This window comes from Streptomyces sp. NPDC050263 (assembly GCF_040655955.1).
Classification (GTDB): Bacteria; Actinomycetota; Actinomycetes; order Streptomycetales; family Streptomycetaceae; genus Streptomyces.
Map to the genome: position 1 here is coordinate 12,722 of NZ_JBFAKW010000092.1, position 25,068 is coordinate 37,789.

The window sequence follows — 25,068 nt, forward strand, 5'->3', positions numbered from 1 at the left end:
CACAGCCGCCGGTTCAGGCCGCGCGGGGCTGCGGTATGGTCTGCCCACCCTTGGCATGGCAGATCGAGGAGCGTGCACGTGTTCAACCGGAACCGATCCTTGCAGCAGGTGGCTGCGATCGTGTCCATATCCCTGGTGGCCGGGTGCAGCCTCCTGGGCGAGGAGGGCTCCGACGACGCCGGACCGATCGTCGTCGGCACCACCAGTGCTCCGAGCACGCTGGACCCCGCCGCCGCCTGGGACGGCTCATGGGAGCTGTTCCGCAACATCTACCAGACGTTGCTGAGCTACCCCACCGGGGCGACGGAGCCGCAGCCCGACGCGGCCAAGTCCTGTGCGTTCACGGACACCACGAACCGCACGTACAAGTGCGAACTGCGCGACGGCCTCAAGTTCTCCAACGGCGACAAGATCGACGCGAAGGCCGTGAAGCACTCGATCGACCGGATCCGGGCGATCAACGCGCCCACCGGCCCCAACGGGCTCCTGGGCAGCCTGGACAGCGTCGAGACCAAGGGCGACAACGAGGTGCTCTTCCGCCTCAACAAGGCCGACGCCACCTTCCCGTTCGTGCTCGCCACCCCCGGCATGTCCCTCGTCGACCCCGACGACTACCCCGCGAACTCCCTGCGCAAGGACGACGGCATCGTCGGCTCCGGGCCCTACCGGCTGCAGTCCTACGAAGCGGGCAAGCAGGCCGTCCTCGTGCGCAACGACAACTACGAGGGCTTCGCCGACCGCAAGAACGACGCGGTGACCATCCGCTACTTCCAGGACTCCGGCGACATGGTCAAGGCCCTGCGCGCCAAGGACATCGACATCACCTACCAGGGCCTCGCCGCCGACGACATCGTCGATCTGGAGAGCAAGGGCGCCGGCAACGAGGGGCTGCAGCTCGTCGAGGCCGCCGGCAGCAACATCAACTACCTGGTGTTCAACCCCAAGGCCGAGTGGTCGAACAAGATCGCCGTGCGCCGGGCCATCGCCCAGGTCATCGACCGCAAGGCGATCGCGCACAAGGTCTACAAGGACACCGTCGACCCGCTGTACTCGATGGTCCCGAGCGGTCTCACCGGCCACACCAGCGCCTTCTTCGACTCCTTCGGCGACCCCAGCACGGCCAAGGCCCGCTCGATCCTCACCGAGGGCGGGATCACCGAGACCGTCCCGCTGACGCTCTGGTACACCTCCGACCGCTACGGCTCCGACACCGCCCTGGAGTTCAAGGAGATCAAGAGCCAGCTGGAGGCCTCGGGCCTGTTCTCGGTCACCCTGAAGAACCGCCCCTGGAACACCTACGTGCTCGGTTACCAGAACGGCGAGTACCCGGTGTTCGGGCGCGGCTGGGCCCCGGACTTCCCGGACGCCGACAACTTCATCGCCCCGTTCGTCGGCGACCAGAACGCGCTCGGCACGCCCTACCCGGCGAAGGAGATCACCCAGGTGCTGCTGCCGCGCTCCCGCGAGGAGAGCGACCGCGCCAACGTGGTGAAGGACTTCGAGGAGGCCCAGCAGATCCTCGTCGAGGACGCCCGGCTGCTGCCGCTGTGGCAGGGCAAGCAGTACATCGCCTCCTCCGAGGACGTCTCGGGCGGAGAGCGCGCCCTGGACCCGTCGACGATCATGATGGTCTGGGAGCTGTCGCGGAAGACCAGCTGGTAGTCGTCCGGCAGTCGTGGACAGGGCGCTCCGCGGGGCCGGTTGTCAGTGGTCGCCTGTAGGTTCTGTGGTCTGGAAGTGACCGCACAACGGAGGACGTTGACGTGACCGACATCGCCATGCTGCCCGAGTCCTGGCACGGGGTTCTGGGCGACGAACTGGAGCAGCCCTACTTCAAGGAGCTGACGGAGTTCGTCGAGGAGGAGCGGGCGAACGGGCCCGTCTACCCTCCGCGCGAGGAGGTGTTCGCCGCACTCGACGCGACGCCGTACGACCGGGTGAAGGTGCTCGTCCTCGGCCAGGACCCGTACCACGGCGAGGGCCAGGGGCACGGCCTGTGCTTCTCGGTGCGGCCGGGAGTGAAGATCCCGCCGTCGCTGCGGAACATCTACAAGGAGATGCACGAGGAGCTGGGCACCCCGATCCCCGACAACGGCTACCTGATGCCGTGGGCCCAGCAGGGCGTCCTGCTGCTCAACGCGGTCCTCACGGTCCGCTCGGGCGAGGCGAACTCGCACAAGGGCAAGGGCTGGGAGAAGTTCACGGACGCGGTGATCCGCGCCGTGGCCGACCGGCCCGACCCGGCCGTCTTCGTGCTGTGGGGCAACTACGCGCAGAAGAAGCTCCCGCTCATCGACGAGAGCCGGCACATCGTCGTCAAGGGCGCCCACCCCTCGCCGCTGTCGGCGAAGAAGTTCTTCGGCTCCCGTCCGTTCACGCAGATCGACGCGGCTGTGGCGCAGCAGGGCCACGAGCCGATCGACTGGACGATCCCCAACCTGGTCTGACCGACCCGACCCCCGCGGCCCGGTGCCGCCTGCCCCTGATCGCCGGTGCGTACGGCTAGCGTCGACGCATCGGCGCAAGGGAGGCCTGGGTGGCGGAGAGACAGGGGCGGACGGCGTCGGAGGCGCTGCTCACGCGGATCGGGCAGGTCGTGATGCTGCACCACGGGGGAGACCGCGAGGAGGCCCGGCACCGGCTCCTCGACCTGTGGACGGAGATCGGTGAGGACGGCGACCCGCTGCACCGCTGCACCCTCGCCCACTACCTGGCCGACACCCACGACGACCCTTCGGACGAACTGGCGTGGGACCTGCGGGCGCTGACCGCGGCGCAGGAGCACGAGGGGTCGGTGGAACTGCGGGCGCTCCATCCGTCGCTGCACCTCAACCTGGCGGCGGACTACCTGAAGCTCGACCGCGTCGAGGCCGCCCGGACCCATGTGCGCAGGGCCCGCCGGGCGGCCGCGGCGCTGGGGGACGACAGCTACGGGGACGGCGTCCGGGCCGCGATCAGCAGGATGGAGCTGCGCCTGGGGGAGGGGGAGTGGCGGCGGGAGCGTTGAGTCCTCAACGCCCGTAGGCCTGTTCGCAGATCACCGCCTCCGGGCTGTCCTGCCGCCATCCGCCGTACTTCCGGCCGAGCGCGCACACATCGGTGTTCCTGCGCACCTCCGCCTCCACGTCCGGGAGCTCCACGCGCGGCGGTGCGTGCCGTCGCGGCGCCGGGTGGGGCGGCCGGGAGTGCGGACGCGAACGGGGCGCGGGCGGCTGCTCGGCCGGCGCCGCCGCCGTCCGCCGCCGCTGTGCGGGGGTCGCCGGCGCCGTCGGTTCCGGCTTCCGGGACGGCGCGATCATCTCCAGCGCCTCACGGGCCGGCGCCTGCACGATCTGCGTCTCGGCCCGCCCGTCCGGCCGCGGAACGGACGGTCGCGACGGTGCCATGGCCGGACCCGGCGCGGGCGGACTCTGGACGGTCATGCACCCGGAGAGGGCCGAGAAGGCCACGGTGACCAGGAGTGTGGCGGTGGTTGTCGTTCGATGCACCCGCGCAACTCTGGTGGCTGTGACCGTCCCAGCGACAGCGGACCACCCGAGGTTGCCCCGCACGGGTGATCTCGTACCCCGTACGGAGGGAGCGGACCCGGACACGCTGACGGCCACCGCCCGCCCCGAGCACGGGCCCTACTCCCCGGTCGCGCCGTCGATGCGCTCCCGGACGAGGTCGGCGTGGCCGTTGTGCCGGGCGTACTCCTCGATCATGTGGGTGTAGATCCAGCGCAGGCTGAACCGTTCGTCGGTGAACCGGCTCCTGCCGCGCGAGAGTTCGTCCAGGGCGAAGCCGGCCGCGTACCGCCGGGCCACCTCGATCTCGGCCTGCCAGGCGGCGTGGGCCTCGGCCCAGGTGTCCTGCTCGCTGAGGTGGAACTCGCCGTCCCGGTCCTCGTCGCTGTAGTAGATCGGCTCCGCGCCGTCGCCCACGAGCACCCTGCGGAACCAGCTGCGCTCCACCTCCGCCATGTGCCGCACCAGGCCCATCAGGGACAGTTCGGACGGCGGCACCGAGGCGGTGCGGAGCTGGGCGTCGGTGAGGCCCGCGCACTTCATCGCCAGGGTCTGCCGGTGGTAGTCCAGCCAGCCCTCCAGCATGGTGCGTTCGTCGGCGTTCAAGGCGGGTGCGGTGCGCGGCGAAGTCGTCATCCCCGCATGGTGACCTCGGTGCGCCCGCGCCCACCACGGGTTTTCCGGCGGGCCGTATGCTGCCGGGGAGGCAGGCGAGAGTTGAGGGAGTGCCCCGTGAAGGTCGGCTGTATCGGACTCGGAGACATCGCGCAGAAGGCGTATCTGCCGGTGCTCGGCGCGTTGCCCGGGGTCGAGCTCCATCTCCAGACCCGCACCCCGGCCACCCTCGACCGGGTCGCCGACACCCTTCGGCTGCCCCACGGGCAGCGGCACCGCGACCTCGACGCGCTGCTCGCCGTCGGCCTGGACGCGGCCTTCGTGCACGCGCCGACCGCCGCGCACCCCGAGATCGTCGCGCGGCTGCTGGAAGCGGGCGTCCCGACGTACGTCGACAAGCCCCTGGCCTACGAACTCGCCGACTCCGAAAGGCTGGTGACGCTCGCGGAGGCACGCGGCACGTCCCTCGCCGTCGGTTTCAACCGGCGTTTCGCGCCCGGCTACGCGCAGTGCGCCGACCATCCGCGCGAGCTGATCCTCATGCAGAAGAACCGGATCGGACTGCCCGAGGAACCGCGCCGGATGGTCCTCGACGACTTCATCCACGTCGTCGACACCCTGCGCTTCCTGGCGCCGGGCCCGGTCGACGACGTGACCGTGCGTGCCCGCGTCGAGGACGGACTGCTGCACCACATAGTCCTCCAGCTCAGCGGGGACGGCTTCACCGCGCTCGGTGTGATGAACCGGCTCAGCGGTTCGAACGAGGAGATCCTGGAGGTGTCCGGGCAGGACACCAAGCGGCAGGTCGTCAACCTCGCCGAGATCGTCGACCACAAGGGGCAGCCGACCGTGCGGCGGCGCGGCGACTGGGTGCCGGTGGCCCGGCAGCGCGGCATCGAGCAGGCGGTCCTCGCCTTCCTGGACGCCGTCCGCGCGGGCAAGGTGCTCAGCGCCCGGGACGCGCTGGCGACTCACGAACTGTGCGAGCGGGTGGTCCGAGCGGCGCTGGAGCGGTCCGCCGCAGCCTGACCGCCCGCGTTCCCTCCGTGAGCCCGAGGGCCACCAGCACCAGCAGGGCCAGATGGACCGGCCAGTCGCCGTAACGGACGTACGGGGTGACGCCGTCGGCGAGCGGGACGTCGTAGACGGCCGTCGTGCTCGCCTCCGTGCCCAGCTGTGAGCCGATGCGCCGGCCGCTCGCGTCGTACACGGCGGAGACACCGGTGAGGGTGGAGTGGACGAACGGCCGCCCGGTCTCCGCGGCGCGCAGCGCGCCCAGCGAGGCGTGCTCCGCGGGCGCCCAGCTGTGCTGGAAGGTGGAGGTCGACGACTGGCCGACCAGCACGTCGCTGCCGTCCTCGGCGAGGTTGCGGCTCATGTCGGGGAACGCCGTCTCGAAGCACACCATCGGCCCGACGCGCAGGCCCGGCGCGGCGTCCATCACGACCTGCCCGGCGCCGCGCCGCCGGTCCTCGCCGGCCGCCTTGCCGACGGAGGTGGCCCAGCCGAGCAGCGAACGGGCCGGTATGTACTCCCCGAACGGCACCAGCCGCATCTTGTCGTACCGGCCGCCGGTCGGGCCGTCGGGGCCGACGAGGATCGAGCTCTTGTAGATGCCGGGCCGGTCGGAGCGGCGGGCGTCGACGTTGACGAGGATGTCGGCGCCGGTCGCCCGGGACAGCCGCGCGAGACGATCGGCCAGATCCGGCCGGTCGGCGAGGTCGTACCCGACGCTGCTCTCGCCCCAGACGATCAGATCGACGTCCTGACCGACCAGCCCTCGGGTCAACTGCTCCTCGCGGTCGAAGCGCCGGTCGGGCCCGTCGATCACACCCGGCTGGACGACGGCGATCCGGGCCTGCCCGTCGACGTCGGGGCGCGGCGCCCACACCCAGGCGGCCGAGGCCGTCGCGGCGGTGGCGACGAGCCCGGCGACGGCCGGCGCCCGCGACGCGGGGAGGGCGATGAGGACGGCGGCCGCCACGTTGACCGCCACCACCAGCAGGCTCAGCAGCCACACCCCGCCGACGGAGGCGAGCCGCAGCGCGGGCTGCACCTGCCACTGACTGGCCCCGAGCATGCCCCACGGTCCGCCGAGCCCCTGCCAGGAGCGGACGAGTTCGACGGCCAGCCAGGCCGAGGGCAGGACGAGGAGCGCGGCCGCCACCCGGCTGCGGGACGGCCTCGCGTCCGCGGCGAGGTACCGGCGCACCAGCCAGCCCCACGGCGCCCACAGGGCGCCCAGCAGGGCGGCGATGACGAACGTGAACACGTTCAGGGACGGCAGCAGCCAGTGGTGCATGGCCAGCATGAAGCCGAACCCGCCGCTCCAGCCGTCGTACGCCGCCCGCCGCGCCGTCGGCGCCGAGCGGGCGAGCAGGATCCAGGGGACGAGCGCGAGGTAGGCCCACCACCACAGGGCCGGCGCCGGGAACGCGAGCACGGGCAGCGCGCCCGCGAGAGCCACGACGGCCGAACGCCGCCAGGGGGTGGTGAGCCAGTGTCCGAACCCCTGCGTGTACCCCTGCATGCCTCCAGTGTGCGCGCCGCGGACGATCTCCGACAGAGTGCTTTTCGGCTCCGTGGGAGCGCGTTTCGGCTCAGTCGGGCACGACCCCCCGGTTCAGCCGGGCAGTCGTCGCCATTTCTCCTGGACGACCACCTCGCGCACCCGCCAGCCGTCGTGCGTGCGCAGCAGACCGAAGGCGTACCGGCCGCCGCAGACGAAGTCGGGCGCGCCGGCCGGGGACCCGTCGGGGCCGTCGGCGGTCAGCCGCATCGGGTTGACGTAGTCGGCCTGCACCCGGGCGGTGTCTCCGGTGTCCTGGTCCAGGATCCCGAAGCGCACCCGGCGGTTGACGATGAGGTGCTGCCGCATCGCGAACACCCGCATGCTCTCCGCGAGCCAGGCGGCGACGTTCCCGGCCTCCCCCTCGATACCGCCGGCGGAACGGTAGTCCGCCCTTCCGTCCGATGCGAACAGTTCCCGGTACGCCGTCCAGTCACCGTCGTCCACCGCCACGGCGTAGTCGGTGATCAACCCGTCGACGGCCAGTCGGTCCATCACGGTGGCGAGCTCCACACGCTGCGTCATGGCCCGAGTCTTCGGTATGGGAGCTGATCAGCCAAGGTCTGTGCGGGTGTCGATCCCACGTACGGCTTCCGCGCCCCTCGATTCTCGGCCTTCCATGATCGGTCGTTGCCGTTTCGTGACCGTCCGGGCCTGGTCCGGTCACATGCCGAGCCCACCGTGAGTGACCACGGCATCGAGCCGTGACCGTGTACTCGATCAGTTGGGGAGCAGACATGCGACGACTCGGAACCGCGTTGGCGGCCTTAGCGCTTGCGGGAGCCGGCCTCGCGGGAACGGCGGTGACGGCGCAGGCCGACACCGGCGCGTCGGCGGTGTGCGAGACCGGGTGGGGGAGCCTGGAGAAGCGGGTGACGCCGGCGGAGGACTACCGGCCTCCGGTGACGAACGTCAGGACCGGTCAGCACGAGTGCTTCGACCGCCTGGTCATCGACTACAAGGGCGGCTCGGGGACCGGCGACATCGGCTACCGCGTCAAGTACGTCGACAAGCTGATCTCGGTCGGCACGGGGGAGGTCCCCATCTCCGGCGGAGCGATCCTGCAGATCGCCGTGTCGCCCAACCACGACCCGGAGACCGGCACGAACTCCTACCCGGGCACGCACGGGCAACCGCTGCCCGGAGTCGACATCACGGGCTACCAGACCTTCAAGGACACGCGATACGTCGACGGCCTCGAGGACGATGTCGTCATCGGGGTCGGCGTGCGGGCGCGGCTGCCGTTCCGCGTGACGCAGTCGGGCGACCGCCTGATCATCGACGTCGCACACTCCTGGAACGCCACCTCCTGAGCCACAGGCCCGGGGAGGGTCCCGCACGGCCTCGAGGCAGCCGCCTTGGGGCCGTGCCGTGCGTGGTCGCCGGTTCGCGCCCCGGAGCGATCCGCCCGAGTCGCGGCCGTCCACGGCGCGTGCGAGTCTGAGACTGCGCACTGGTGACCGCCGGGTGGGGACTCTCGATCGGAGGCGCCCCATGAATCCTGTCACCGCGTCGCCTGTGCGGGTCGAGGCGTTCCTCGACCCCAGGCTGTCCAGATGGCTCTGGCTGGTGAAGTGGTTCCTGGCCATCCCGCACTACGTCGTGCTGTTCTTCCTGTGGATCGGGTTCGTCCTCGTGACGATCGTGGCGTTCTTCGCCATCCTGTTCACCGGCCGATACCCGCAGGCCCTCTTCGCCTTCAACGTCGGCGTGCTGCGCTGGAACTGGCGGGTCGCCTACTACGCCCACGCCGCGCTCGGCACCGACCGGTACCCGCCGTTCACCCTCGCGGACGTCCCCGACTACCCGGCGCGGCTGGACGTCGCCCACCCCGAGCGGCTCTCCCGCGGACTGGTCCTGGTCAAGTGGTGGCTGCTGGTGATCCCGCAGTACATCGTCGTCGGGATCTTCACCGGTGGGTGGGGCTGGGGGTGGTCGGGAGACGGCGGCTGGCGCGGCGTCGGCCTGATGCCGTTCCTCTCCCTCGTCGCCGTGGTCGTCCTGGCGTTCACCGCCCGCTACCCGGTCCACCTCTTCGACCTGCTGATCGGGCTGGCCCGCTGGTGCGCGCGGGTGATCGCGTACGCCGCGCTGATGACCGACGCGTACCCGCCGTTCCGGCTCGACATGGGCGGACGGTCCGAACCGCCGACGACGACTTCGCCGACGGCGCCGGGCGGTTCCGGTCGGTAGCGCCGCGGCGGCCTACCGAGGGACCGGGGCCGTCGGCGAAGTCGAGGCCGTCGGCGCCATGACGTGCCGTCCGACGAGTTCGTACGACCTCAGGCGGTCGGTCAATGAGTACACCGGTGTGACCAGCATGAGTTCGTCCGCGCGGGTCGCCGCGGCCAGATCCGTCAGGCGCCGCGCGACGGTCTCGGGTGAACGGCAGGGTGATCATGCGGTCGGTGTAGGGAGGGCCCGGCACGGTCCGAGCGGTTCCGAACGGAGGCTGACGGGACCGGGACTCAGGCCGCCGTGACCACGTCACCGCGGATCGCCGTGGCCCACTCGACCACCAGCAGTTCGTACTCGGCCCGCTCCTGGGTGGACAGCGACCCGCCGGCGCGCAGCCAGAGGGCCCGGATCCGCTCGTTTAACTCGGCAGCGGACCGCACGGAACCAGGGAAGACGGAATCGGGGGACATGCGGCAAAGACTAGGCGCATGCACTGACACTGCGCTACGGGACGGCTACCCACACCGGTATGGGCTTGGTCACGGTTGATCGATCATCAACGGGGGCCGCGCTCCGGCGAGTTCGGGATCAGCCCGCCGACTCCGCCGCGTGCGGGCTCAGCGACCCCGTGGCGACCAGCGCGATGATGACGATGCCCAGGACGACGCGGTAGTACACGAACGGCATGAAGGACTTCGTGCTGATGAACTTCATGAACCACGCGATGACCGCGTACCCGGTGACGAAGGCGATCACCGTGGCGAACATCGTGGGCCCCCACGCCACATGGCCGCCCTCCAGCGCGTCCTTCGTCTCGAAGACGCCGGAGGCGAGGACCGCCGGAATGGCCAGCAGGAAGGAGTAGCGGGCCGCGGCCTCGCGCTTGTAGCCCATGAACAGGCCGCCGCTGATGGTGGCGCCGGAGCGGGAGACGCCGGGGATGAGGGCGCAGGCCTGGCAGAGGCCGAAGATCAGACCGTCCTTGACGCCGAGGTTCTCCAGGCTCTTGCGCTGCTTGGGCGCGCGGTGTTTCCCGCCCGTCTCGTCCCGGGCCGCCAGCCGGTCGGCGATGCCGATCACGATGCCGACGACGACGAGCATGGTCGCGGTGATCCGCAGATCCCGGAACGGTCCCTCGATCTGGTCCTTGAGGGTGACGCCCAGCAGCCCGATCGGGATCGAGCCGACGATCACCAGCCAGCCCATCTGGGCGTCGTGGTCCTTGCGCATCGTCTTGTCGAAGAGCGACCGGCTCCAGGCCGCGATGATCCGGCCGATGTCCTTGCGGAAGTAGATCAGCACCGCCGCCTCCGTGCCGATCTGGGTGATCGCCGTGAAGGCGGCGCCGGGGTCCTCCCAGCCGGAGAACGCCGCGGTCAGCCGCAGATGCGCGCTGGAGGACACGGGGAGGAACTCGGTCAGCCCCTGGACGAGTCCGAGGATGAGAGATTCGAACCAAGACATGAGGTGTGGAAGTCCAAGCGCCGATCGGAAGGGGCGACCGCGACGGCAGGGCGCGCCGCGTCCGGAGATCAAGACTGTGCAAAGGAAGGGTAGCGGTCCCGTGTGACAGGTTCGCCACAGGGGTTTCGCGGGCAACGTGGACTGCGCCGTTCGACCACGTGTGAGCTGCGGCATTCCTCCGCCGCAGGCTCGGACGCCCGGATGGTTGACCCGCCGCCCGGCCGCCGCATACGTTGCCTCCGAGGGGAAAGCGCTTGCTGTGCGTGCGTGCCGCACGCTTCCTGCTCGGTTGCTGGCTCGTCGGCCGTTCGGCCGTTCGTCGGAGGAGTGCTGATCACGCCCATGTCCCCATCCACTCCGCTGCCTGTCCCCCTCGACGGCCGCCGGATCCGGGCCGCCGTCATCGGCACCGGCGCCATCGGACGCGGCTCTCATCTGCCCGCGCTCCAGCAGCTCGCCGCCGAGGGCGAGACCGAGGTCGTGGCGGCCGTCGACATCGATGCCACCGCCGTCAGGGCGTTCTGCGAGGAGGGCGGCGTCCCGCACGCCTACACCGACCTCGAACTGATGCTCGCGGAGCAGCGCCCGGACCTGGTGACCATCTGCACCCCGCCGACCCTGCACCGCGAGCAGAGCGTGGCCGCGCTGCGGGCGGGCGCCTGGGTGTGGTGCGAGAAGCCGCCCGTGCCGACCCTCGCCGACTACGACGCCGTCGAGGCGGCGGAGGGCGAGAAGGCGGGGCCGTACTCCTCGATCGTGTTCCAGCACCGCTTCGGGTCCGGCTCGCGGCACGTGCGACGGCTGCTCGCCGAGCAGGCCCTCGGGCGGCCGCTCGTCGCGCACTGCCAGACCACCTGGTACCGCGACACCGCCTACTACGCCGTGCCCTGGCGCGGTCGCTGGCAGACCGAGGGCGGCGGCCCGGCGATGGGCCACGGAATCCACCAGATGGACCTGCTGCTCGACCTCCTCGGCCCGTGGAGCGAGGTGCGGGCCATGGCCGGCCGGCTCGTGCACGACGTGGAGACGGAGGACGTGTCCACCGCCCTGGTCCGCTTCGAGAGCGGGGCCATGGCCACCGTCGTCAACAGCGTCCTGAGCCCCGACGAGGTCAGCCGCATCCGGATCGACTGCGAGCGCGCCACCGTCGAGCTCACCCACCTCTACGGCCACTCCAACGCCAACTGGAGCATCACCCCCGCCCCGGAAGTCCCGGGCGAGGAGGCGGCTGCCTGGCAGGACTTCGGCCCCGACGTCCCGAGTTCGCACCTCGCGCAGCTGCGCGAGCTGGTCGCCGGCATGCGCGCCGGGCAGCGGCCGCGCAGCAGCGGCGCGGACGGCCGGACCAGCCTGGAGCTGATCTCCGCGCTGTACAAGTCGGCGTTCACGGACACGACGGTGCGGCGGGGCGAGATCGGGCCCGGCGACCCCTACTACACGGCCCTGCACGGGGGCGCCCCGGGCTGGGCGCCGGGCACGGCCCCGGTGGGCGTGGAGGTGCCGGCATGAGCGGGGACCTGCGTCTCGTCCACGCCCACGGCGACCGCATCACGGTGACCGACCCGGCCACCGGCGTCGAACTGCTCGCCTACGTCTACCGGCCCGAGGCGGCCTGGGAGGCGCCGCGGCCGTACATCCACCCGCTGCGGACCCTCGCCGGCGACGTCGTCACCGACTACCGGCCCAACGACCACCGCTGGCACAAGGGGCTGTCGCTGACCGCCTCGCACCTGTCGGGCGCGAACCTGTGGGGCGGCAACTCCTATGTCCACGGCGAGGGGTACCTCGAACTCCCCGAGCGGGTCGGCTCGATGGCGCACGTCGGCTTCGACGAGGTGTCCGCGGCCGGCGGCCGGGTCGTCATCGCCGAGCGGCTGACCTGGCATCCGTCCAGCGGTGAGCTGTGGGCGGAGGAGGCGCGCCGGATCGAGGTTCACGACGTCGACCCGGACGCCGGATCCTGGGCGCTGACCTGGACCAGCGCCGTCACCAACCGCCGCGACGAGCCGCTGCGCTTCGGCAGCCCGACCACCGCCGGGCGGGAACTGGCCGGCTACACGGGCCTGTTCTGGCGCGGTCCGCGCGCCTTCCGGGACGGCCGGATCATCGGACCCGAGGGCGAGGGGCCCGGGCTGATGGCCTCGCAGAGTCCCTGGCTCGCCCTCTCCGGCGAGCACGACGGCGCCGACGGACACGCCACGGTCGTCTTCGCACACGCCCCCGAGAACGACCACTCCGGCGCCGGCGGGACCCACCCCGCCCACTGGTTCGTCCGCAACGAGCCCTTCGCGGGCATCGCCCCTTCCTGGTCGTTCTTCGACGAGCTGGAGCTCGCCCCCGGCGACACGCTCACCCGCCGCTACCGCGTGGTGGTGGCCGACGGCGCCTGGGAGCGGGAGGAGATCGCCGAGTACCTTCAGGCGCATTCGTGGTGAGCCAGTACGCGGGACTGCCCGGCGGGGTCGCCGTCTCGCACCTGCGCGTGTACGACTGGCCCGCCGCCGACGGTCTGCACGGCGGAACCCCCCATATGCACCTGACGTGTTCCGAGGGGTACGTCGTCACGGCCGGGCACGGCGCGGTGCAGACCCTGACGGCGTCCGGGTACGAGGTCACGCCCCTCGCACCCGGCACGGTCGCCTGGTTCACGCCGGGCACCGTCCACCGGCTGGTCAACGAGGACGACCTGCGCATCACCGTCCTGATGCAGAACAGCGGGCTGCCGGAGGCCGGCGACGCCGTGCTCACCCTGCCGCCCGAGTACCTCACCGACCCCGAGACGTACGCCGCCGCGACCGTGATCCCGGCCGACGCCCCCCGGGAGGAGCAGGCCCGGATCGCCCGTGCCCGGCGCGACCTCGCGCTGGAGGGCTACCGCGCGCTGCGCGAGGCGGCGGACGATCCGGCCGCCCTGGCCGCCTTCCACCGGTCCGCCGCCGCGCTGGTGGAGCCCCGGCTCGCCGCGTGGCGTGAGCGCTGGCTCCGCGGTGCGCGGGCGGCCGCGCAGGCCACGGGCGAGCAGCTCGACCGGCTCTCGGAGGGTGATGTGTCCTACCTCGCCGAGGCCGCCGTCCGGGCCGAACAGCCCTCGTCCCACGGTAAGTTCGGGATGTGCGGGTGGCTGGACGTGTACGCGTTGCCATAGTGCCGGGTCATCAGCGCACGGGGGATCGGCTGACGTAGTTTCCCTGATACCCCTGCGGCTTCCCTGCCGGAATGATCCAATCGAGCGATGCCGAGAGCGGGGAGTCAGCGCGTGCGGATCAGAGTGACGGCGGCGGTTCTGTTCGCAGCGGTGCTGGTGGCCGGATGCGGTGGCAGCGACGATTCCGATGCGAAGGCCACGGAATCCGCGGCGGCACAAGGGTCTTCGTCCGGGTCCGGGTCCGGTTCCGGGTCCGGATCGGCGTCGGTCTCGGCTGCCGCGTCGGAGGCGCCCGCCGAACCGCTCGGCGAGGCTCAGCTGAAGTCCGCAGCGCTGGTCGGCGGTGACGTGGACGGTTACCAGGTCACCGACTTCCCCGTGAAGCCCGACGGCGATTCCACCGCCCGGCCCGCGGACTGCCAGCCGCTGGAGAACATGCGCACCGCCTCGCCCGACCCGGGACCCAAGGCGTTCGTCGGCCTCCTCGCCTTCGGGGGAGCCGGCCCCACCGCGGGTTCCGCCACCACCATCGGCCTCATGGCCTACGACCAGGCCGACGCGGAGGGCATCCTCGACGGCCTCCGCGCCGCCCTGAAGAAGTGCACCGCCTACGAGGGAGGGGTGCCCGCCCGCACCACCGCCAAGGCCGCCACCGCCCCCGACGCGGGCGACGACGCCGTCGCCTTCGGCCTCCAGACCCAGGGGGACAGCGCGGACGCGTTCGTGGTGGTGCGCAGCGGCGCCACGGTGGTCCTGTTCTACACCGCCGCCGGCACCGGCTCCGCGGCGGAGGTGCCGACGGAACTGGTCACCGCGCAGATCCGGAAGCTGGGAGCCTGAGGGTCGTCCCGTGACCGGGGTCCGCGGGTGCGGTCGCGCTCCCGACCGGTGATCGGTGCGCTCGGCGGGCAGGTCGGGTCACCGCGAACCACGGGACGTCGACCGCCGCGTGCCCGGCTCCGGCGCCACCCGCTCTCCTTGGACGCCACAGCCCGCGAGCACGGTGGCCGCGCACGCGGCCACCGCCGCCCGCGCGCCCGCGCGGTGCGGCTTCAGGCGGCCGACGGGCCCGCCACCGTCCAGCCCGGAGCCTGCGGGTGGGCGCTCACGTCCTCGTGGCGGACCTGGTCGCCGCAGGCCGCGCAGGTGACCACGGGGACCAACTCGTTGCCGCAGACGTGCGCGAGCACCATGGGGCGGTCGTCGTCCTCACGGAGATGGCGGTCGCCCCACGCCATGAGGGTCATCAGGACCGGCTCCAGTTCGAGGCCCGCCTGCGTGGGCCGGTACTCGAAGCGCTGCGGGCGCTCGCTGTAGGCGCGCTTGGTGAGGATCCCCGCGTCGACGAGGCGGCGCAGCCGGGTGGCCAGGATGTCGCGCGGGGCGCCGATGTTGCGCACCAGCTGGTCGAAGCGGGCGTTGCCCAGGCACACCTCCCGCAGGACGAGCAGGGAGTACTTCTCGCCGACGAGGGCGAGGGCGTCGGCGACGGAACAGGGTCGCGGGTCTTTGGTGGCGGCCATGGCCCCAATCCTAAGGGAGGGTTTGATTTTCCAACTCATGGAGCTATGGTGAGTTTGGATTTCCTACTGACCGGTAGCTGTGGAGGCCGCACCCATGCGTGACGCAGTCATCGTCGAAGCCGTACGCACCCCGATCGGCAAGGGCAAGCCGAACGGCTCCCTCGCCCACGTCCACCCCGTCGAACTCCTCGCCCACACCCTGCGCACCCTCGTCGACCGTTCTGGCGTCGATCCCGCACTGATCGACGACGTGATCGGCGGCACCGTCGACCAGGTCGGCGAGCAGGCCATGAACACCACCCGCTACGCGCTGCTCTCGGCGGGCTTCCCGGAGACGGTCCCCGCGACCACCGTCGACCGGCAGTGCGGCTCCTCCCAGCAGGCCGTGCACTTCGCCGCGCAGGGGGTACTCTCCGGCGCCTACGACCTTGTCGTGGCCTGCGGTGTCGAGTCGATGAGCCGGGTGCCGATGTGGTCCAACGTGCCGCCCGGCAAGGACCCCTTCGGCCCCGGCGTCGCCGCGCGCTACCCGGAGGGACTCGTCCCGCAGGGCATCAGCTCCGAACTCATCGCCGCCAAGTGGTCGATCACGCGGGAGCAGATGGACGGCTTCGCGGTCTCCTCGCACCACAAGGCCGCCGCGGCCTGGGAACAGGGTCTCTTCGACGCCGAGGTCGCGCCCCTGGAGGGCGTCTCGCGCGACGAGTGCGTACGGCCCGGGAGCACCCCCGAGATCCTCGCCGGGCTCAAAGCGGCCTACTACGACCCGGCGTTCGCCGAACGCTTCCCGCAGATCGAGTGGAACGTCACCGCGGGCAACGCGAGCCCGGTCAACGACGGCGCCTCCGCCGTACTGATCACCTCGAGCGAGACCGCCGCCCGTCTCGGCCTGCGCCCGCTCGCCCGGCTGCACAGCTTCGCCGTCACCGGATCCGACCCGCTGCTGATGCTCACCGGCGTCATCCCGGCGACCGAGAAGGTGCTGCGCAGGGCGGGACTGAGCCTCGACGACATCGACCTGTTCGAGGTCAACGAGGCGTTCTCCAGCGTCGTGCTGGCCTGGCGGCAGGAGACCGGCGCCGACCTCGGCAAGGTCAACGTGCACGGTGGCGCGATCGCCCTCGGCCACCCGCTCGGCGCGAGCGGCACCCGTCTGACGACGACCCTCGTCCACGCGATGCGCGAACGAGGCGCCCGCTACGCCCTGCAGACGATGTGCGAGGCGGGCGGGCTGGCCAACGCGATGATCCTCGAAGGCGTGTAGGAGTCAGGGCCTGCGCAGGTGGTGGCGCTTGCGCCAGGCCATCACCGCGCCCGCCACGGTCGGCAGCGCGATGGAGGCCAGTGCGATCAGGAAGGCCGGCGAGGTCGGCGCAGAGGCGCGGGCGCCGGCGACGACGTAGGCGGCCGTGTTGGGGATCGAGCCCAGCGCGGTCGCCACCAGGAAGGGCGTCCAGCCCATGCGGGAGACGGCCGCGCAGTAGTTCACGCCCCAGAACGGCAGCCCGGGGAACAGCCGCGCCGCGAGCATCGAGCGCATCCCGTGCCGGCTCAGCTGGCCGTCCGCCGCGGTCAGCAGCCGACCGCGCAGCAGCGGCCTTAGCGCGTCCTGGCCCAGCATGCGGCCGAGGCCGAAGGCGAGGCCGGCGCCCAGCACGGTGCCCGCCAGCGAGGCGCCGAGCCCCACCGCCGAGCCGAACAGCGCGCCCGCGGCCAGGTTCAGCAGCGGTCTCGGCACGAACGCCACGGTGCACAGCCCGTACGCCACCGCGAACACCACGGCGGCCGTGGGGCCGCCCAACTGCGGTGGCCAGCCGTCCGCGAGGAGCTGCTGCGGCTCGAAGAGCAGCACGCTCGCACCGGCCGTCGCGAGCAGCGCGACCAGCAGCGCGAAGCGGGCCCAGGGCGACAGCAGCACTCTGCCGCAGCGCGCGAGAAGACCGGCGGGCGCTGCGGGGGTGACGACGACGCGCACCGGAACGACGAATTCCGTGGCGATGGCCCGGGGAGAGGCCGTCGCGGTGTCACCAGAGCGGGTGGTGGCATCGAGCATGCCCGCGACACTAACCGACGCACATGTGTGATCGCCGTATGGTTCGTCTCATGACCGTGACAGGTGCGCAAACGATCGGCGCGCCGGACAGCGCTCTCGCCGACACCGTGCTGGGGCGGCTGACGACCGCGTACGGCGGCGCGGCCGACCCCGAGCGGGCGGCGGCCATGCGCGCCTACATGAAGGACGTCGCGCCCTTCCTCGGCCTGCCCACCGCCGAGCGCCGCGCCCTGTCCCGCACCGTCCTGGCGGGCACGCCCCGCCCCGACGAGGCCGACTGCACGGCGATCGCCCTGCGCTGCTGGGCGCTGCCGCACCGCGAGTACCACTACTTCGCCGTCGACTACCTGCGCCGGCACGCGGGACGCCTGTCCTCGGCGTTCCTGCCCGTCGCCCGCCGGCTCGTCGCCACGACGTCCTGGTGGGACACGGTCGACCTGCTCGCCGCGCACGTGGTCGGCGCTCTCGTCGAGGCCGACCCCCGTCTCGCCGCCGACATGGACGTATGGATCGCCGACGAGGACCTGTGGGTCGCCCGCACCGCCCTGCTCCACCAACTCCGCTACAAGGACCGCACGGACGCCGACCGTCTGTTCGCCTACTGCCTGCGCCGGTCCGCCCACCCGGACTTCTTCATCCGCAAGGCCATCGGCTGGTCCCTGCGCGAGTACGCCAAGACCGACCCGGAGGCCGTCCGGGCCTTCGTCACCCAGGAGCGCAGCCGCCTCGCACCGCTCTCCGTACGCGAGGCCCTGAAGAACATCGGGGGCGGCTGACGCCAACGCGGCGCCTCGTCGTCCGGGGTGTGGGGGCTCGCGAAGTGGAAGGGCGCCGTGAGGCGGGCGGCCAGGGCCCGGCCGATCCGGTCGGCGACGGCCGCCGAGGGGTGCAGCGGGCCGTGGTCCTCGCCGTCGAGGTGGCGGACGGCCGTCCCCCGGTAGACGGTGGCCGGCCGATGGTCGCTGTCGGGTTCGACGGTGACGGCGAGCAGGCCGACGAACCAGCCGTGCACGGTGTCCCGTCCCACACGGCCTCGACCGCCACGATCCGGCCCGGCGACCCGCTCGGCGTCCTGGAGTTCCAGGCCGCGAGCCCGGCCCGCCTCCCACACGACCCGCACCGCCTGGATGTAGGCGTCCCGCAGGACTTGGCCGTCGGCCTCCTCGCGGACGTCCGCCGGCAGCAGCTCCCACCACTCGGCCGCGCTCAGGTGGGGCATCAGGACCGCACTCCTCTCCCTCTGTTCGCATCCGTCCGCATCCGTTCGCAATGCGGCGAAAACCATTCGACGTCGTACGAACCATCCGCGATGATCGGGTCCATGTTCCGGTTCGCCTTCGTTCTCGCAGCATCCGCGGTCGCGGATGCTCCGAAGGCTGCCGTTCCGCCTTTCGCGGCCGTTGTCGACGGCGCCCGAAGCTGACCCTCTCCGGATTGTCCGGCGGACCCCCCAGGGGGAGGGTCGGCGAGTACCTCGGGGTCCCCACTTCCTACGGACACGCTTCGAGGTACAGCCATGCCCAAGACCGCTTACGTGCGGACCAAGCCGCACCTGAACATCGGCACCATGGGTCACGTCGACCACGGCAAGACCACCCTGACCGCCGCCATCACCAAGGTTCTCGCCGACCGCGGGGCCGGCACCTTCGTGCCCTTCGACCGGATCGACCGCGCCCCGGAGGAGGCCGCGCGCGGCATCACCATCAACATCGCGCACGTCGAGTACGAGACCGACACCCGGCACTACGCGCACGTGGACATGCCGGGCCACGCCGACTACGTCAAGAACATGGTCACCGGCGCCGCGCAGCTCGACGGGGCGATCCTCGTCGTCTCCGCGCTCGACGGGATCATGCCGCAGACCGCCGAACACGTCCTGCTCGCCCGGCAGGTCGGAGTGGACCATGTGATCGTCGCGCTGAACAAGGCCGACTCCGGGGACGAGGAGCTCATGGACCTCGTCGAACTGGAGGTCCGCGACCTGCTCACCGAGCACGGCTACGGCGGCGACGCCGCGCCCGTCGTACGGGTGTCGGGGCTGAAGGCCCTGGCCGGCGACCCACGCTGGACGGCCTCGATCGACGCGCTGCTCGACGCCGTGGACACCTATGTGCCCATGCCCGAACGGTATCTGGACGCGCCGTTCCTGCTGCCCGTCGAGAACGTGCTCACCATCACCGGCCGGGGAACCGTCGTCACCGGCGCCGTGGAGCGGGGCAGGGTTCAGGTGTGGGACCGGATCGAAGTGCTCGGCGCGGGGCTGGAGACCGTCGTCACCGGCCTCGAGACCTTCGGGAAGCCGATGGACGAGGCGCAGGCCGGGGACAACGTGGCGCTGCTGCTGCGCGGGGTGCCGCGGGACGCCGTCCGGCGGGGGCACGTGGTCACGGCGCCGGGGAGCGTCAGCCCGAGCCGCCGGTTCACCGCCCAGGTGTATGTGCTCTCGGCGCGGGAGGGGGGCCGTGCGACGCCGGTCTCCACCGGGTACCGCCCGCAGTTCTACATCCGTACGGCGGACGTCGTGGGGGACGTGGACCTGGGGGAGGCGGCCGTGGCGCGGCCCGGCGAGCGGGTCGCCATGACCGTCGAGCTGGGGCGGGAGGTACCGCTGGAGCCCGGACTGGGCTTCGCGATCCGGGAAGGCGGTCGCACCGTGGGGGCGGGGACGGTGACGGCCGTGCTGTGAAGGGCTGCCGGAGGGGGTGGGGGACCGCGGGCGGTCTCCCACCCCCTCCGGCAGGCACAATCAAGGGGTGGAGCCCATACCCGTCACCCGCGTCGTCGACCACGGCATCGCCAAGCTGCTGCCCGACATCGACCGGGAGCGGGCCTGGCTGCTGACCGTCGACGGGGCGCCGCAGTCCTACGTCGACCTCGACGAGCCCACGTACCTGGAGTTCGAGTACGCGCGGCGTCTCGGGTACGTCCTGGACACCGTCGCCGAGCCGGGCCGGCCGCTGGACGTGGCGCATCTCGGCGGCGGCGCCCTCACCCTGCCCCGGTACCTGGCCGCGACCCGGCCGGGTACCCGGCAGGACGTCGTCGAGTTCGACCGCGGCCTGCTGGAGCTGGTCGCCGAGCACCTTCCGGTCCCGGCCCGGGCCGGCATCGCGCTGCACGCCGCCGATGCGCGGGCCTGGCTGGAGGCGGCTCCGGACGGCTCGGCGGACGTGCTCGTCGCCGACGTCTTCGGCGGCTCGCGCGTGCCCGCCCATCTGACGTCCCTCGCCTACGCCCAGGAGGCCGGCCGGGTCCTGCGTGCCGACGGGGTCTATCTCGCGAACCTCGCGGACTCGGCGCCCTTCGGCTTCCTGCGGTCCCAACTGGCCAACCTCGCCGCGGTGTTCGAGGAGCTGGTGCTCATCGCCGAACCGGGCGTGCTGCGCGGCCGCCGGTTCGGCAACGCGGTGCTCGTCGCCGCGCACCACCCGCTCGACGTGCCTGCCCTGGCCCGCCGCACCGCCTCCGACGCGTTCCCGGCCCGGGTGGAGCACGGGCCCGGCCTGCGCCGGTTCATCGGCGACGCGCGACCCGTCCGCGACGAGGACGCCGTACCGTCGCCGGAGCCGCCCGAGGGCGCGTTCGGCATCGGCTGAAGCGGCCGAAGCGGCTGAGCCGCGGCCGGCTCGGTTGCGGTCCGAGCCGGCCCGTCGCGCTCTCGCGTTGCGCTCTAGCGTCCCGTCGGGGTTCCGTTCAGGCGGACGGTGCTGAGGATCTGCATGATCGTGGCCTTCGGGAGCTCGTCCTTCACGCCCTTGGCCGCATACAGGTTCCACGACACGTAGTCGCCGTTGGAGTTCTTGAAGCCGAAGGTGATCGCCTTGCCGTCGCTGTCGCACTTGCCCTTCTGGGGCGTGTTCGTCGACTGCGCCCAGGCGTAACTGCCCACGACGCCCGAGGCGGTCGTGAAGGCGGTGGCCTTCTCGTCGAAGGTGAGGCTCTTCTTGTCCGGCTCGGTGTAGCCGCCGAACACCCACCACGCGGGCGTGTTGATCGCGATCTCGTCGGTGGTCTTGGCCCCTTCGGCGCCCTTGCTGCCGACCATGGCCAACGGGGTGTCGTCGGTCTTGCCGTCCTTGTCGGCGTCCGTGGAGCACCACTTCGACTTGAACTCGGCCGTGCCCCCCATCAGGATCCGGTCGTAGCCGTCGGACTTCGACTTGTCCTCCCACTCGAAGCCCTGGCTGAGCCCCGGCTTCTGGACCTCCCAGTCGGCCGGCACGTCGAAGGCGATGCCCCACTTGGGGTTCACGACGACCTTCCAGCCGGCGACGGTCGCCTTCTCGGTCTCACTGCTGCGCGGGTTGTCGTCCGTGCCGGACGAGGCGGAAGCCGAGGCGGACGTGGACGTCGTCGGGCTCGCGCTGCCCTTGGCCACGTCGGACGGGTCGTCGTCATCGCCGCCCAGCACCAGGAACCCGGTGACTCCGGCGGCCACCACGACGGCCGAGGCCGCGACGACGGCGACCAGCTTCGTCCGGTTGCCACCGCCTCCACCGCCTCCACCGCCGCCGCCGGGCCCGACGGGCGGCGGCGTCGGCGCGCCCGGCGGCGACTGGGCGCCCCACTGCGGCTGCTGCGCATAGGGGTTCGGCTGCTGCTGGTATCCGGGTTGCTGGGGTTGTTGGGGTTGCTGATACGGATTCGGCTGCTGGTATCCCGGCTGCTGGTACGGATTGTTCTGCGCCTGCGGGTTCTGCTCTCCCCCGGGCGGCTGCTGTCCTGGCCACATGGCCAGAAACACTAGTGCCGTCCGGGACACGGTTCGGTCACCGCCCCTTGTCAGGGATGTACCGAATCCGGCGATCGATCATCCCGCCCGCTCTGGCCAGCAGAAGCTACTCGCAGGTAACATCGCTGGCATGAGCGCAGACCAGATGTCCATCGGCGAGATGCTCGCCGCCACCGTGCCCATGGCCCGGACCCTCAACCTCCAGTTCCTGGAGGCCGGTCCGGAGAAGGCCGTGGTCGCCCTGCCGGACCAGGGCGAGTTCCACAACCACGTGGGCGGGCCGCACGCCGGCGTGATCTTCACGCTCGGTGAGTCCGCCAGCGGCGCGATCGTCCTCGCCGCGTTCGGGGACCAGCTCTCCCGCGCCGTGCCGCTCGCCGTCCGCGCCGAGATCGCCTACCGGAAGCTGGCGATGGGCGCGGTGACCGCGACCGCAACGCTGGGCCGCCCGGCCGCCGAGGTCGTCGCGCAGCTCGACGCGGGGGAGCGCCCCGAGTTCCCGGTCGTCGTCGAGGTCCGGCGCGCCGACGGGGCCGTGACCGGCGAGATGACCGTCACCTGGACCCTGCGCCCCAACGGCTGAGCGGCGCTCGCGGGAGATCCGCGGACATGGAGAGCCGAGGGGGCCCCGGTCGCGGCGTACGCCGTCACCGGGGCCCCTGTGCCGGTGCCGATGCGGTGGCGCCGTCAGGCCGCCAGCCGTCCCTGCTCCGTGCGGCCGTCCTCCAGGCCCGCCACGAACTCCTTGAGCCAGGCCACGAACTCCGGGCCCAGGTCGGGCCGGTCACAGGCCAGGCGGACGACCGTGCGCAGGTAGTCGGCCTTGTCGCCGGTGTCGTACCGGCGGCCCGAGAAGATCACGCCGTGGACCGTGCCGCCCGCCGCGAGTTCCTCCAGGGCGTCGGTCAGCTGGATCTCGCCGCCGCGGCCCGGCTCGGTGCGCTCCAGGACGTCGAAGACGGCCGGATCGAGGACATAGCGCCCGATGACCGCGTAGCGGCTCGGCGCGTCCTCGCGTGCGGGCTTCTCCACCAGGCCGGTGACGCGCACGACCCCGTCCTCGCCGGACGGCTCCACGGCCGCGCAGCCGTAGAGGTGGACCTGCTCCGGCTCCACCTCCATCAGCGCGACCACGCTGCCCTGATAGCGCTCGCGGACGTCGAGCATCCGGCTGAGCAGGGTCTCGCGCGGGTCGATGAGGTCGTCGCCGAGAAGCACCGCGAACGGCTGGTCGCCGACGTGGTTGCGGGCGCACAGCACCGCGTGACCGAGACCGAGCGGGTCGCCCTGCCGGATGTGGTGGATGTCGGCGAGCCGGGCCGGATCGCGCACCGCGTCCAGCCGCACGGTGTCGCCCTTTGCGGCGAGCGCCTGCTCCAGTTCGAAGGCGTGGTCGAAGTGGTCCTCGATGGCCCGCTTGTGCCGGCCGGTGACCATCAGGACGTCGTCCAGACCGGCGGCCGCCGCCTCCTCGACCACGTACTGGATGGCCGGCTTGTCGACGACCGGCAGCATCTCCTTCGGGGTCGCCTTGGTGGCGGGGAGGAAACGGGTGCCGAGACCCGCGGCCGGGACGACTGCTTTGCGGACACTGGACACGAAGTGGGGGGCGCTCATGCCGATCATGGTGCTGCACGGGGTTGGGAGCAGGCAGGGAGTCCTCTCTGAGATTCCTGTGTGCCGCCCCGCAGCCGCCTGGCGGCCCCGCTCCCACCCCCTTCCCGCCGCCCCCGCGCCCTACCTCTTCCGTCGCCCCGCCGCCGGGCCGGAAGTTGGAGATTTCGTGTGCCATCCAGCTTTTCTCGTACACAAGTTGAGTCAGGGAGTCCGGGTAATTTTCGAATGCGGGTGCGGATACCGCCGGTAACTTATCTGAAATTTCCGCGCTTTGAACTTGGGTCACCCGAACTCCTTGTTTCCTGTGAGACGTGTGTGCGAGGGTGAGCCTCCCCTTACGGATGGGTCGGATCAGGCCAACATGCCTGGTCAGGCAAAGGTACGCACCAATCAGGCACCTGCTTTCCGACGACGTGTTCCTCCGTGCCGTTCGTCGGCTCGGAAGGAAATGGTTTCGTGCAATCCCCGAACCCCCCACGCCCGCCCTACCCGCCCCGCCCCGGCTGGACCCCCGGGGATTCCGACCCCGAACTCGCCGCCCGGCTGGCCGACGACGACGGACGGGCCCGCGCGATCGCCCTGCTCTTCGCCCGGCACTGGCGAGCGACCCACGACTACGCGATCGTCTGCCTGGCAGGCAACGAGGACACGGGACGGCTCGTGGCCGCCGCCGCGTTCCACGAGGTGCTCGGCCGGCTGACGGACCGGCCGAGCGGGGGCGCCCTGCGTCCCCAACTCCTCGTCGCCGTACGGGAGACGGTCCGGGAATGGGCAGGCGCCGAACGGGTTTCGGCTGTTCTCCCGGAGCTCCGGAAAACCGTCGGCGGCCGCGGGCTGCGCGCCGCCCGACCGGGGACCGCCGAAAGGCGGCAACTCGCCGAGCGCGCTTTCCAGTTGCTCCCGACCGCCTCCCAATGCCTGCTGTGGCACACAGAGGTGGAGGCGGAACCCATATCCGTACCGGCCGGTCTGTCGGGCGTCGACGGCATCACCGCGGCGGCCGTCCTGGAACAGGCGCGGGAACAATTCCGGGCCGGCTGTGTACGCGCCCATCGTGAACTCGCGCCGACGAGCGAATGCCGCTTCTACAACCGTCTCCTCGACATTCCCCTGCGTCGCGGCGGCACCCTGCTGCCCGATGTGCGCCGGCATCTCGCGCACTGCCGTTTCTGCCGGCACGCCGCCGAACAGCTCAGCCATTTCGGCGGCGCGCTGGACGTGCTGCTCGCCGAGACCGTGCTCGGCTGGGGCGCCCGCCGCTACCTCGACTCACGCCCCGGACGCGCGGCCGCCGACGGCGCGCCGATCCGGCCCGCGGGGGTGCGTGCGGGGGTGCGTGCGGGGGCGAGTCCGCTCGCCGGAGCGCGTCCGCCTGCCGGGGGCGGCCGGCATCGCACCACCTCGGCGGGGCTGCTCGATCTGCCGGCCAGGCGGCCCAAGGCCGTGCTCGTGGGCGTGGGGCTGACCTCCCTCGCGCTGGTCGCGACCGTCTTCGTGGCCAAGGGCTGGACCGACGACAACACCCCGGTCCCCGGGGCCACCTGGGGCGCGCCGGTCGGCGGGCCCAACGCCCCGGCCGTCGGCGGGCAGAGCGTCCCGGACGGCTCCGACGACCCTTCGCCCGCCGGATCCCCGTCGGCCGCCTCGGCCTCCCGGGAGGCCGAGG

25 protein-coding genes and 2 pseudogenes are annotated in these 25,068 nt (G+C 71.8%); 16 read left to right on the forward strand and 11 right to left on the reverse strand.

What is annotated here, in order from left to right; genetic code table 11:
- Positions 1–78 precede the first annotated feature (78 nt).
- The 3 genes from AB0J04_RS31915 to AB0J04_RS31925 all read left to right on the forward strand — a co-directional run bounded on the left by AB0J04_RS31915 (position 79) and on the right by AB0J04_RS31925 (position 3,007).
- Entirely contained in the window at positions 79–1,662 is a 1,584-nt protein-coding gene (locus AB0J04_RS31915) for an ABC transporter substrate-binding protein (protein ID WP_363172082.1), read from the forward strand.
- A 101-nt stretch (positions 1,663–1,763) separates the two neighbouring features.
- Positions 1,764–2,447, forward strand: a complete 684-nt coding sequence (ung, locus tag AB0J04_RS31920) for a uracil-DNA glycosylase (RefSeq protein ID WP_363172083.1) — start codon at positions 1,764–1,766, stop codon at positions 2,445–2,447.
- An 89-nt stretch (positions 2,448–2,536) separates the two neighbouring features.
- On the forward strand, positions 2,537–3,007 hold the full coding sequence (locus tag AB0J04_RS31925; RefSeq protein WP_363172084.1) for a hypothetical protein: 471 nt from the start codon (positions 2,537–2,539) through the stop codon (positions 3,005–3,007).
- A gap of 4 nt (positions 3,008–3,011) precedes the next feature.
- On the opposite strand, the gene AB0J04_RS31930 is transcribed toward AB0J04_RS31925, so the two are convergent.
- Both AB0J04_RS31930 and AB0J04_RS31935 read right to left on the reverse strand, forming a co-directional pair.
- Positions 3,012–3,488: a hypothetical protein gene (locus tag AB0J04_RS31930; RefSeq protein WP_363172085.1), complete on the reverse strand. Its 477-nt coding sequence runs from the start codon at positions 3,486–3,488 to the stop codon at positions 3,012–3,014.
- Positions 3,489–3,626: 138 nt separating this feature from the next.
- Entirely contained in the window at positions 3,627–4,142 is a 516-nt protein-coding gene (locus AB0J04_RS31935; RefSeq protein ID WP_363172086.1) for a DinB family protein, read from the reverse strand.
- 96 nt (positions 4,143–4,238) lie between these two features.
- Here AB0J04_RS31935 and AB0J04_RS31940 point away from each other — a divergent pair, with 96 nt between their 5' ends.
- A complete protein-coding gene (locus AB0J04_RS31940) occupies positions 4,239–5,150 on the forward strand; it encodes a Gfo/Idh/MocA family oxidoreductase (protein WP_363172087.1) in 912 nt (303 codons plus the stop codon).
- Here the strand turns inward: AB0J04_RS31940 and lnt are convergent.
- Both lnt and AB0J04_RS31950 read right to left on the reverse strand, forming a co-directional pair.
- Positions 5,068–6,651, reverse strand: coding sequence for an apolipoprotein N-acyltransferase (gene lnt, locus AB0J04_RS31945; protein ID WP_363172088.1), 1,584 nt, complete (start codon positions 6,649–6,651; stop codon positions 5,068–5,070). The genes AB0J04_RS31940 and lnt overlap by 83 nt on opposite strands.
- 93 nt (positions 6,652–6,744) lie before the next feature.
- Positions 6,745–7,215: a nuclear transport factor 2 family protein gene (locus tag AB0J04_RS31950; protein WP_363172089.1), complete on the reverse strand. Its 471-nt coding sequence runs from the start codon at positions 7,213–7,215 to the stop codon at positions 6,745–6,747.
- A gap of 212 nt (positions 7,216–7,427) precedes the next feature.
- Between AB0J04_RS31950 and AB0J04_RS31955 the strand changes: the two genes are divergently transcribed.
- Both AB0J04_RS31955 and AB0J04_RS31960 read left to right on the forward strand, forming a co-directional pair.
- Complete coding sequence (locus AB0J04_RS31955) at positions 7,428–8,003, forward strand: hypothetical protein (RefSeq protein WP_363172090.1); 576 nt, start codon at positions 7,428–7,430, stop codon at positions 8,001–8,003.
- 181 nt (positions 8,004–8,184) lie between these two features.
- Positions 8,185–8,883, forward strand: a complete 699-nt coding sequence (locus tag AB0J04_RS31960; protein ID WP_363172091.1) for a DUF4389 domain-containing protein — start codon at positions 8,185–8,187, stop codon at positions 8,881–8,883.
- A gap of 12 nt (positions 8,884–8,895) precedes the next feature.
- On the opposite strand, the pseudogene AB0J04_RS31965 reads toward AB0J04_RS31960, so the two are convergent.
- From AB0J04_RS31965 to AB0J04_RS31975, 3 genes and pseudogenes are all read right to left on the reverse strand, one after another.
- Positions 8,896–9,075: pseudogene (locus AB0J04_RS31965) on the reverse strand (hypothetical protein); the annotation flags it as partial.
- Between the two features lie 83 nt (positions 9,076–9,158).
- Positions 9,159–9,338: a hypothetical protein gene (locus tag AB0J04_RS31970; RefSeq protein WP_363172092.1), complete on the reverse strand. Its 180-nt coding sequence runs from the start codon at positions 9,336–9,338 to the stop codon at positions 9,159–9,161.
- 118 nt (positions 9,339–9,456) lie between these two features.
- Complete coding sequence (locus AB0J04_RS31975; protein ID WP_363172093.1) at positions 9,457–10,332, reverse strand: undecaprenyl-diphosphate phosphatase; 876 nt, start codon at positions 10,330–10,332, stop codon at positions 9,457–9,459.
- 342 nt (positions 10,333–10,674) lie between these two features.
- Here AB0J04_RS31975 and AB0J04_RS31980 point away from each other — a divergent pair, with 342 nt between their 5' ends.
- From AB0J04_RS31980 to AB0J04_RS31995, 4 genes are all read left to right on the forward strand, one after another.
- Positions 10,675–11,841 carry a Gfo/Idh/MocA family oxidoreductase gene (locus tag AB0J04_RS31980; RefSeq protein ID WP_363172094.1) on the forward strand — a complete coding sequence of 389 codons (1,167 nt, stop codon included), beginning with the start codon at positions 10,675–10,677 and terminating at the stop codon, positions 11,839–11,841.
- Positions 11,838–12,767, forward strand: a complete 930-nt coding sequence (locus AB0J04_RS31985) for a PmoA family protein (RefSeq protein WP_363172095.1) — start codon at positions 11,838–11,840, stop codon at positions 12,765–12,767. The genes AB0J04_RS31980 and AB0J04_RS31985 overlap by 4 nt, the downstream gene beginning before the upstream one ends.
- Positions 12,761–13,477 (forward strand): cupin, encoded by a 717-nt coding sequence (locus tag AB0J04_RS31990; RefSeq protein ID WP_363172096.1) that lies wholly within the window; start codon positions 12,761–12,763, stop codon positions 13,475–13,477. Before AB0J04_RS31985 ends, AB0J04_RS31990 begins: the two co-directional genes overlap by 7 nt.
- 111 nt (positions 13,478–13,588) lie before the next feature.
- Positions 13,589–14,317 (forward strand): hypothetical protein, encoded by a 729-nt coding sequence (locus AB0J04_RS31995; protein ID WP_363172097.1) that lies wholly within the window; start codon positions 13,589–13,591, stop codon positions 14,315–14,317.
- Between the two features lie 212 nt (positions 14,318–14,529).
- Here AB0J04_RS31995 and AB0J04_RS32000 read toward each other — a convergent pair whose 3' ends face one another.
- Complete coding sequence (locus AB0J04_RS32000; RefSeq protein WP_363172098.1) at positions 14,530–15,000, reverse strand: helix-turn-helix domain-containing protein; 471 nt, start codon at positions 14,998–15,000, stop codon at positions 14,530–14,532.
- Positions 15,001–15,094: 94 nt separating this feature from the next.
- Between AB0J04_RS32000 and AB0J04_RS32005 the strand changes: the two genes are divergently transcribed.
- Positions 15,095–16,264, forward strand: coding sequence for a thiolase family protein (locus AB0J04_RS32005; RefSeq protein ID WP_363172099.1), 1,170 nt, complete (start codon positions 15,095–15,097; stop codon positions 16,262–16,264).
- 3 nt (positions 16,265–16,267) lie between these two features.
- Here the strand turns inward: AB0J04_RS32005 and AB0J04_RS32010 are convergent, their stop codons facing one another.
- Complete coding sequence (locus AB0J04_RS32010) at positions 16,268–17,053, reverse strand: TVP38/TMEM64 family protein (RefSeq protein WP_363172100.1); 786 nt, start codon at positions 17,051–17,053, stop codon at positions 16,268–16,270.
- Between the two features lie 50 nt (positions 17,054–17,103).
- Between AB0J04_RS32010 and AB0J04_RS32015 the strand changes: the two genes are divergently transcribed.
- From AB0J04_RS32015 to AB0J04_RS32025, 3 genes are all read left to right on the forward strand, one after another.
- Positions 17,104–17,829 (forward strand): DNA alkylation repair protein, encoded by a 726-nt coding sequence (locus tag AB0J04_RS32015; RefSeq protein WP_363172101.1) that lies wholly within the window; start codon positions 17,104–17,106, stop codon positions 17,827–17,829.
- A 740-nt stretch (positions 17,830–18,569) separates the two neighbouring features.
- Positions 18,570–19,739 carry an elongation factor Tu gene (gene tuf, locus AB0J04_RS32020; RefSeq protein WP_363172102.1) on the forward strand — a complete coding sequence of 390 codons (1,170 nt, stop codon included), beginning with the start codon at positions 18,570–18,572 and terminating at the stop codon, positions 19,737–19,739.
- A 67-nt stretch (positions 19,740–19,806) separates the two neighbouring features.
- Entirely contained in the window at positions 19,807–20,649 is an 843-nt protein-coding gene (locus AB0J04_RS32025) for a fused MFS/spermidine synthase (RefSeq protein WP_363172103.1), read from the forward strand.
- A 74-nt stretch (positions 20,650–20,723) separates the two neighbouring features.
- On the opposite strand, the gene AB0J04_RS32030 is transcribed toward AB0J04_RS32025, so the two are convergent.
- Positions 20,724–21,785, reverse strand: coding sequence for a hypothetical protein (locus AB0J04_RS32030; protein ID WP_363172104.1), 1,062 nt, complete (start codon positions 21,783–21,785; stop codon positions 20,724–20,726).
- A gap of 145 nt (positions 21,786–21,930) precedes the next feature.
- Here AB0J04_RS32030 and AB0J04_RS32035 point away from each other — a divergent pair, with 145 nt between their 5' ends.
- Positions 21,931–22,368, forward strand: coding sequence for a DUF4442 domain-containing protein (locus AB0J04_RS32035; protein WP_363172107.1), 438 nt, complete (start codon positions 21,931–21,933; stop codon positions 22,366–22,368).
- A gap of 104 nt (positions 22,369–22,472) precedes the next feature.
- Here the strand turns inward: AB0J04_RS32035 and galU are convergent, their stop codons facing one another.
- Positions 22,473–23,402 carry a UTP--glucose-1-phosphate uridylyltransferase GalU gene (gene galU, locus AB0J04_RS32040; RefSeq protein WP_363172105.1) on the reverse strand — a complete coding sequence of 310 codons (930 nt, stop codon included), beginning with the start codon at positions 23,400–23,402 and terminating at the stop codon, positions 22,473–22,475.
- Between the two features lie 456 nt (positions 23,403–23,858).
- Here galU and AB0J04_RS32045 point away from each other — a divergent pair.
- Positions 23,859–25,068 (forward strand): annotated as a pseudogene (locus AB0J04_RS32045) (hydrolase); the annotation flags it as partial.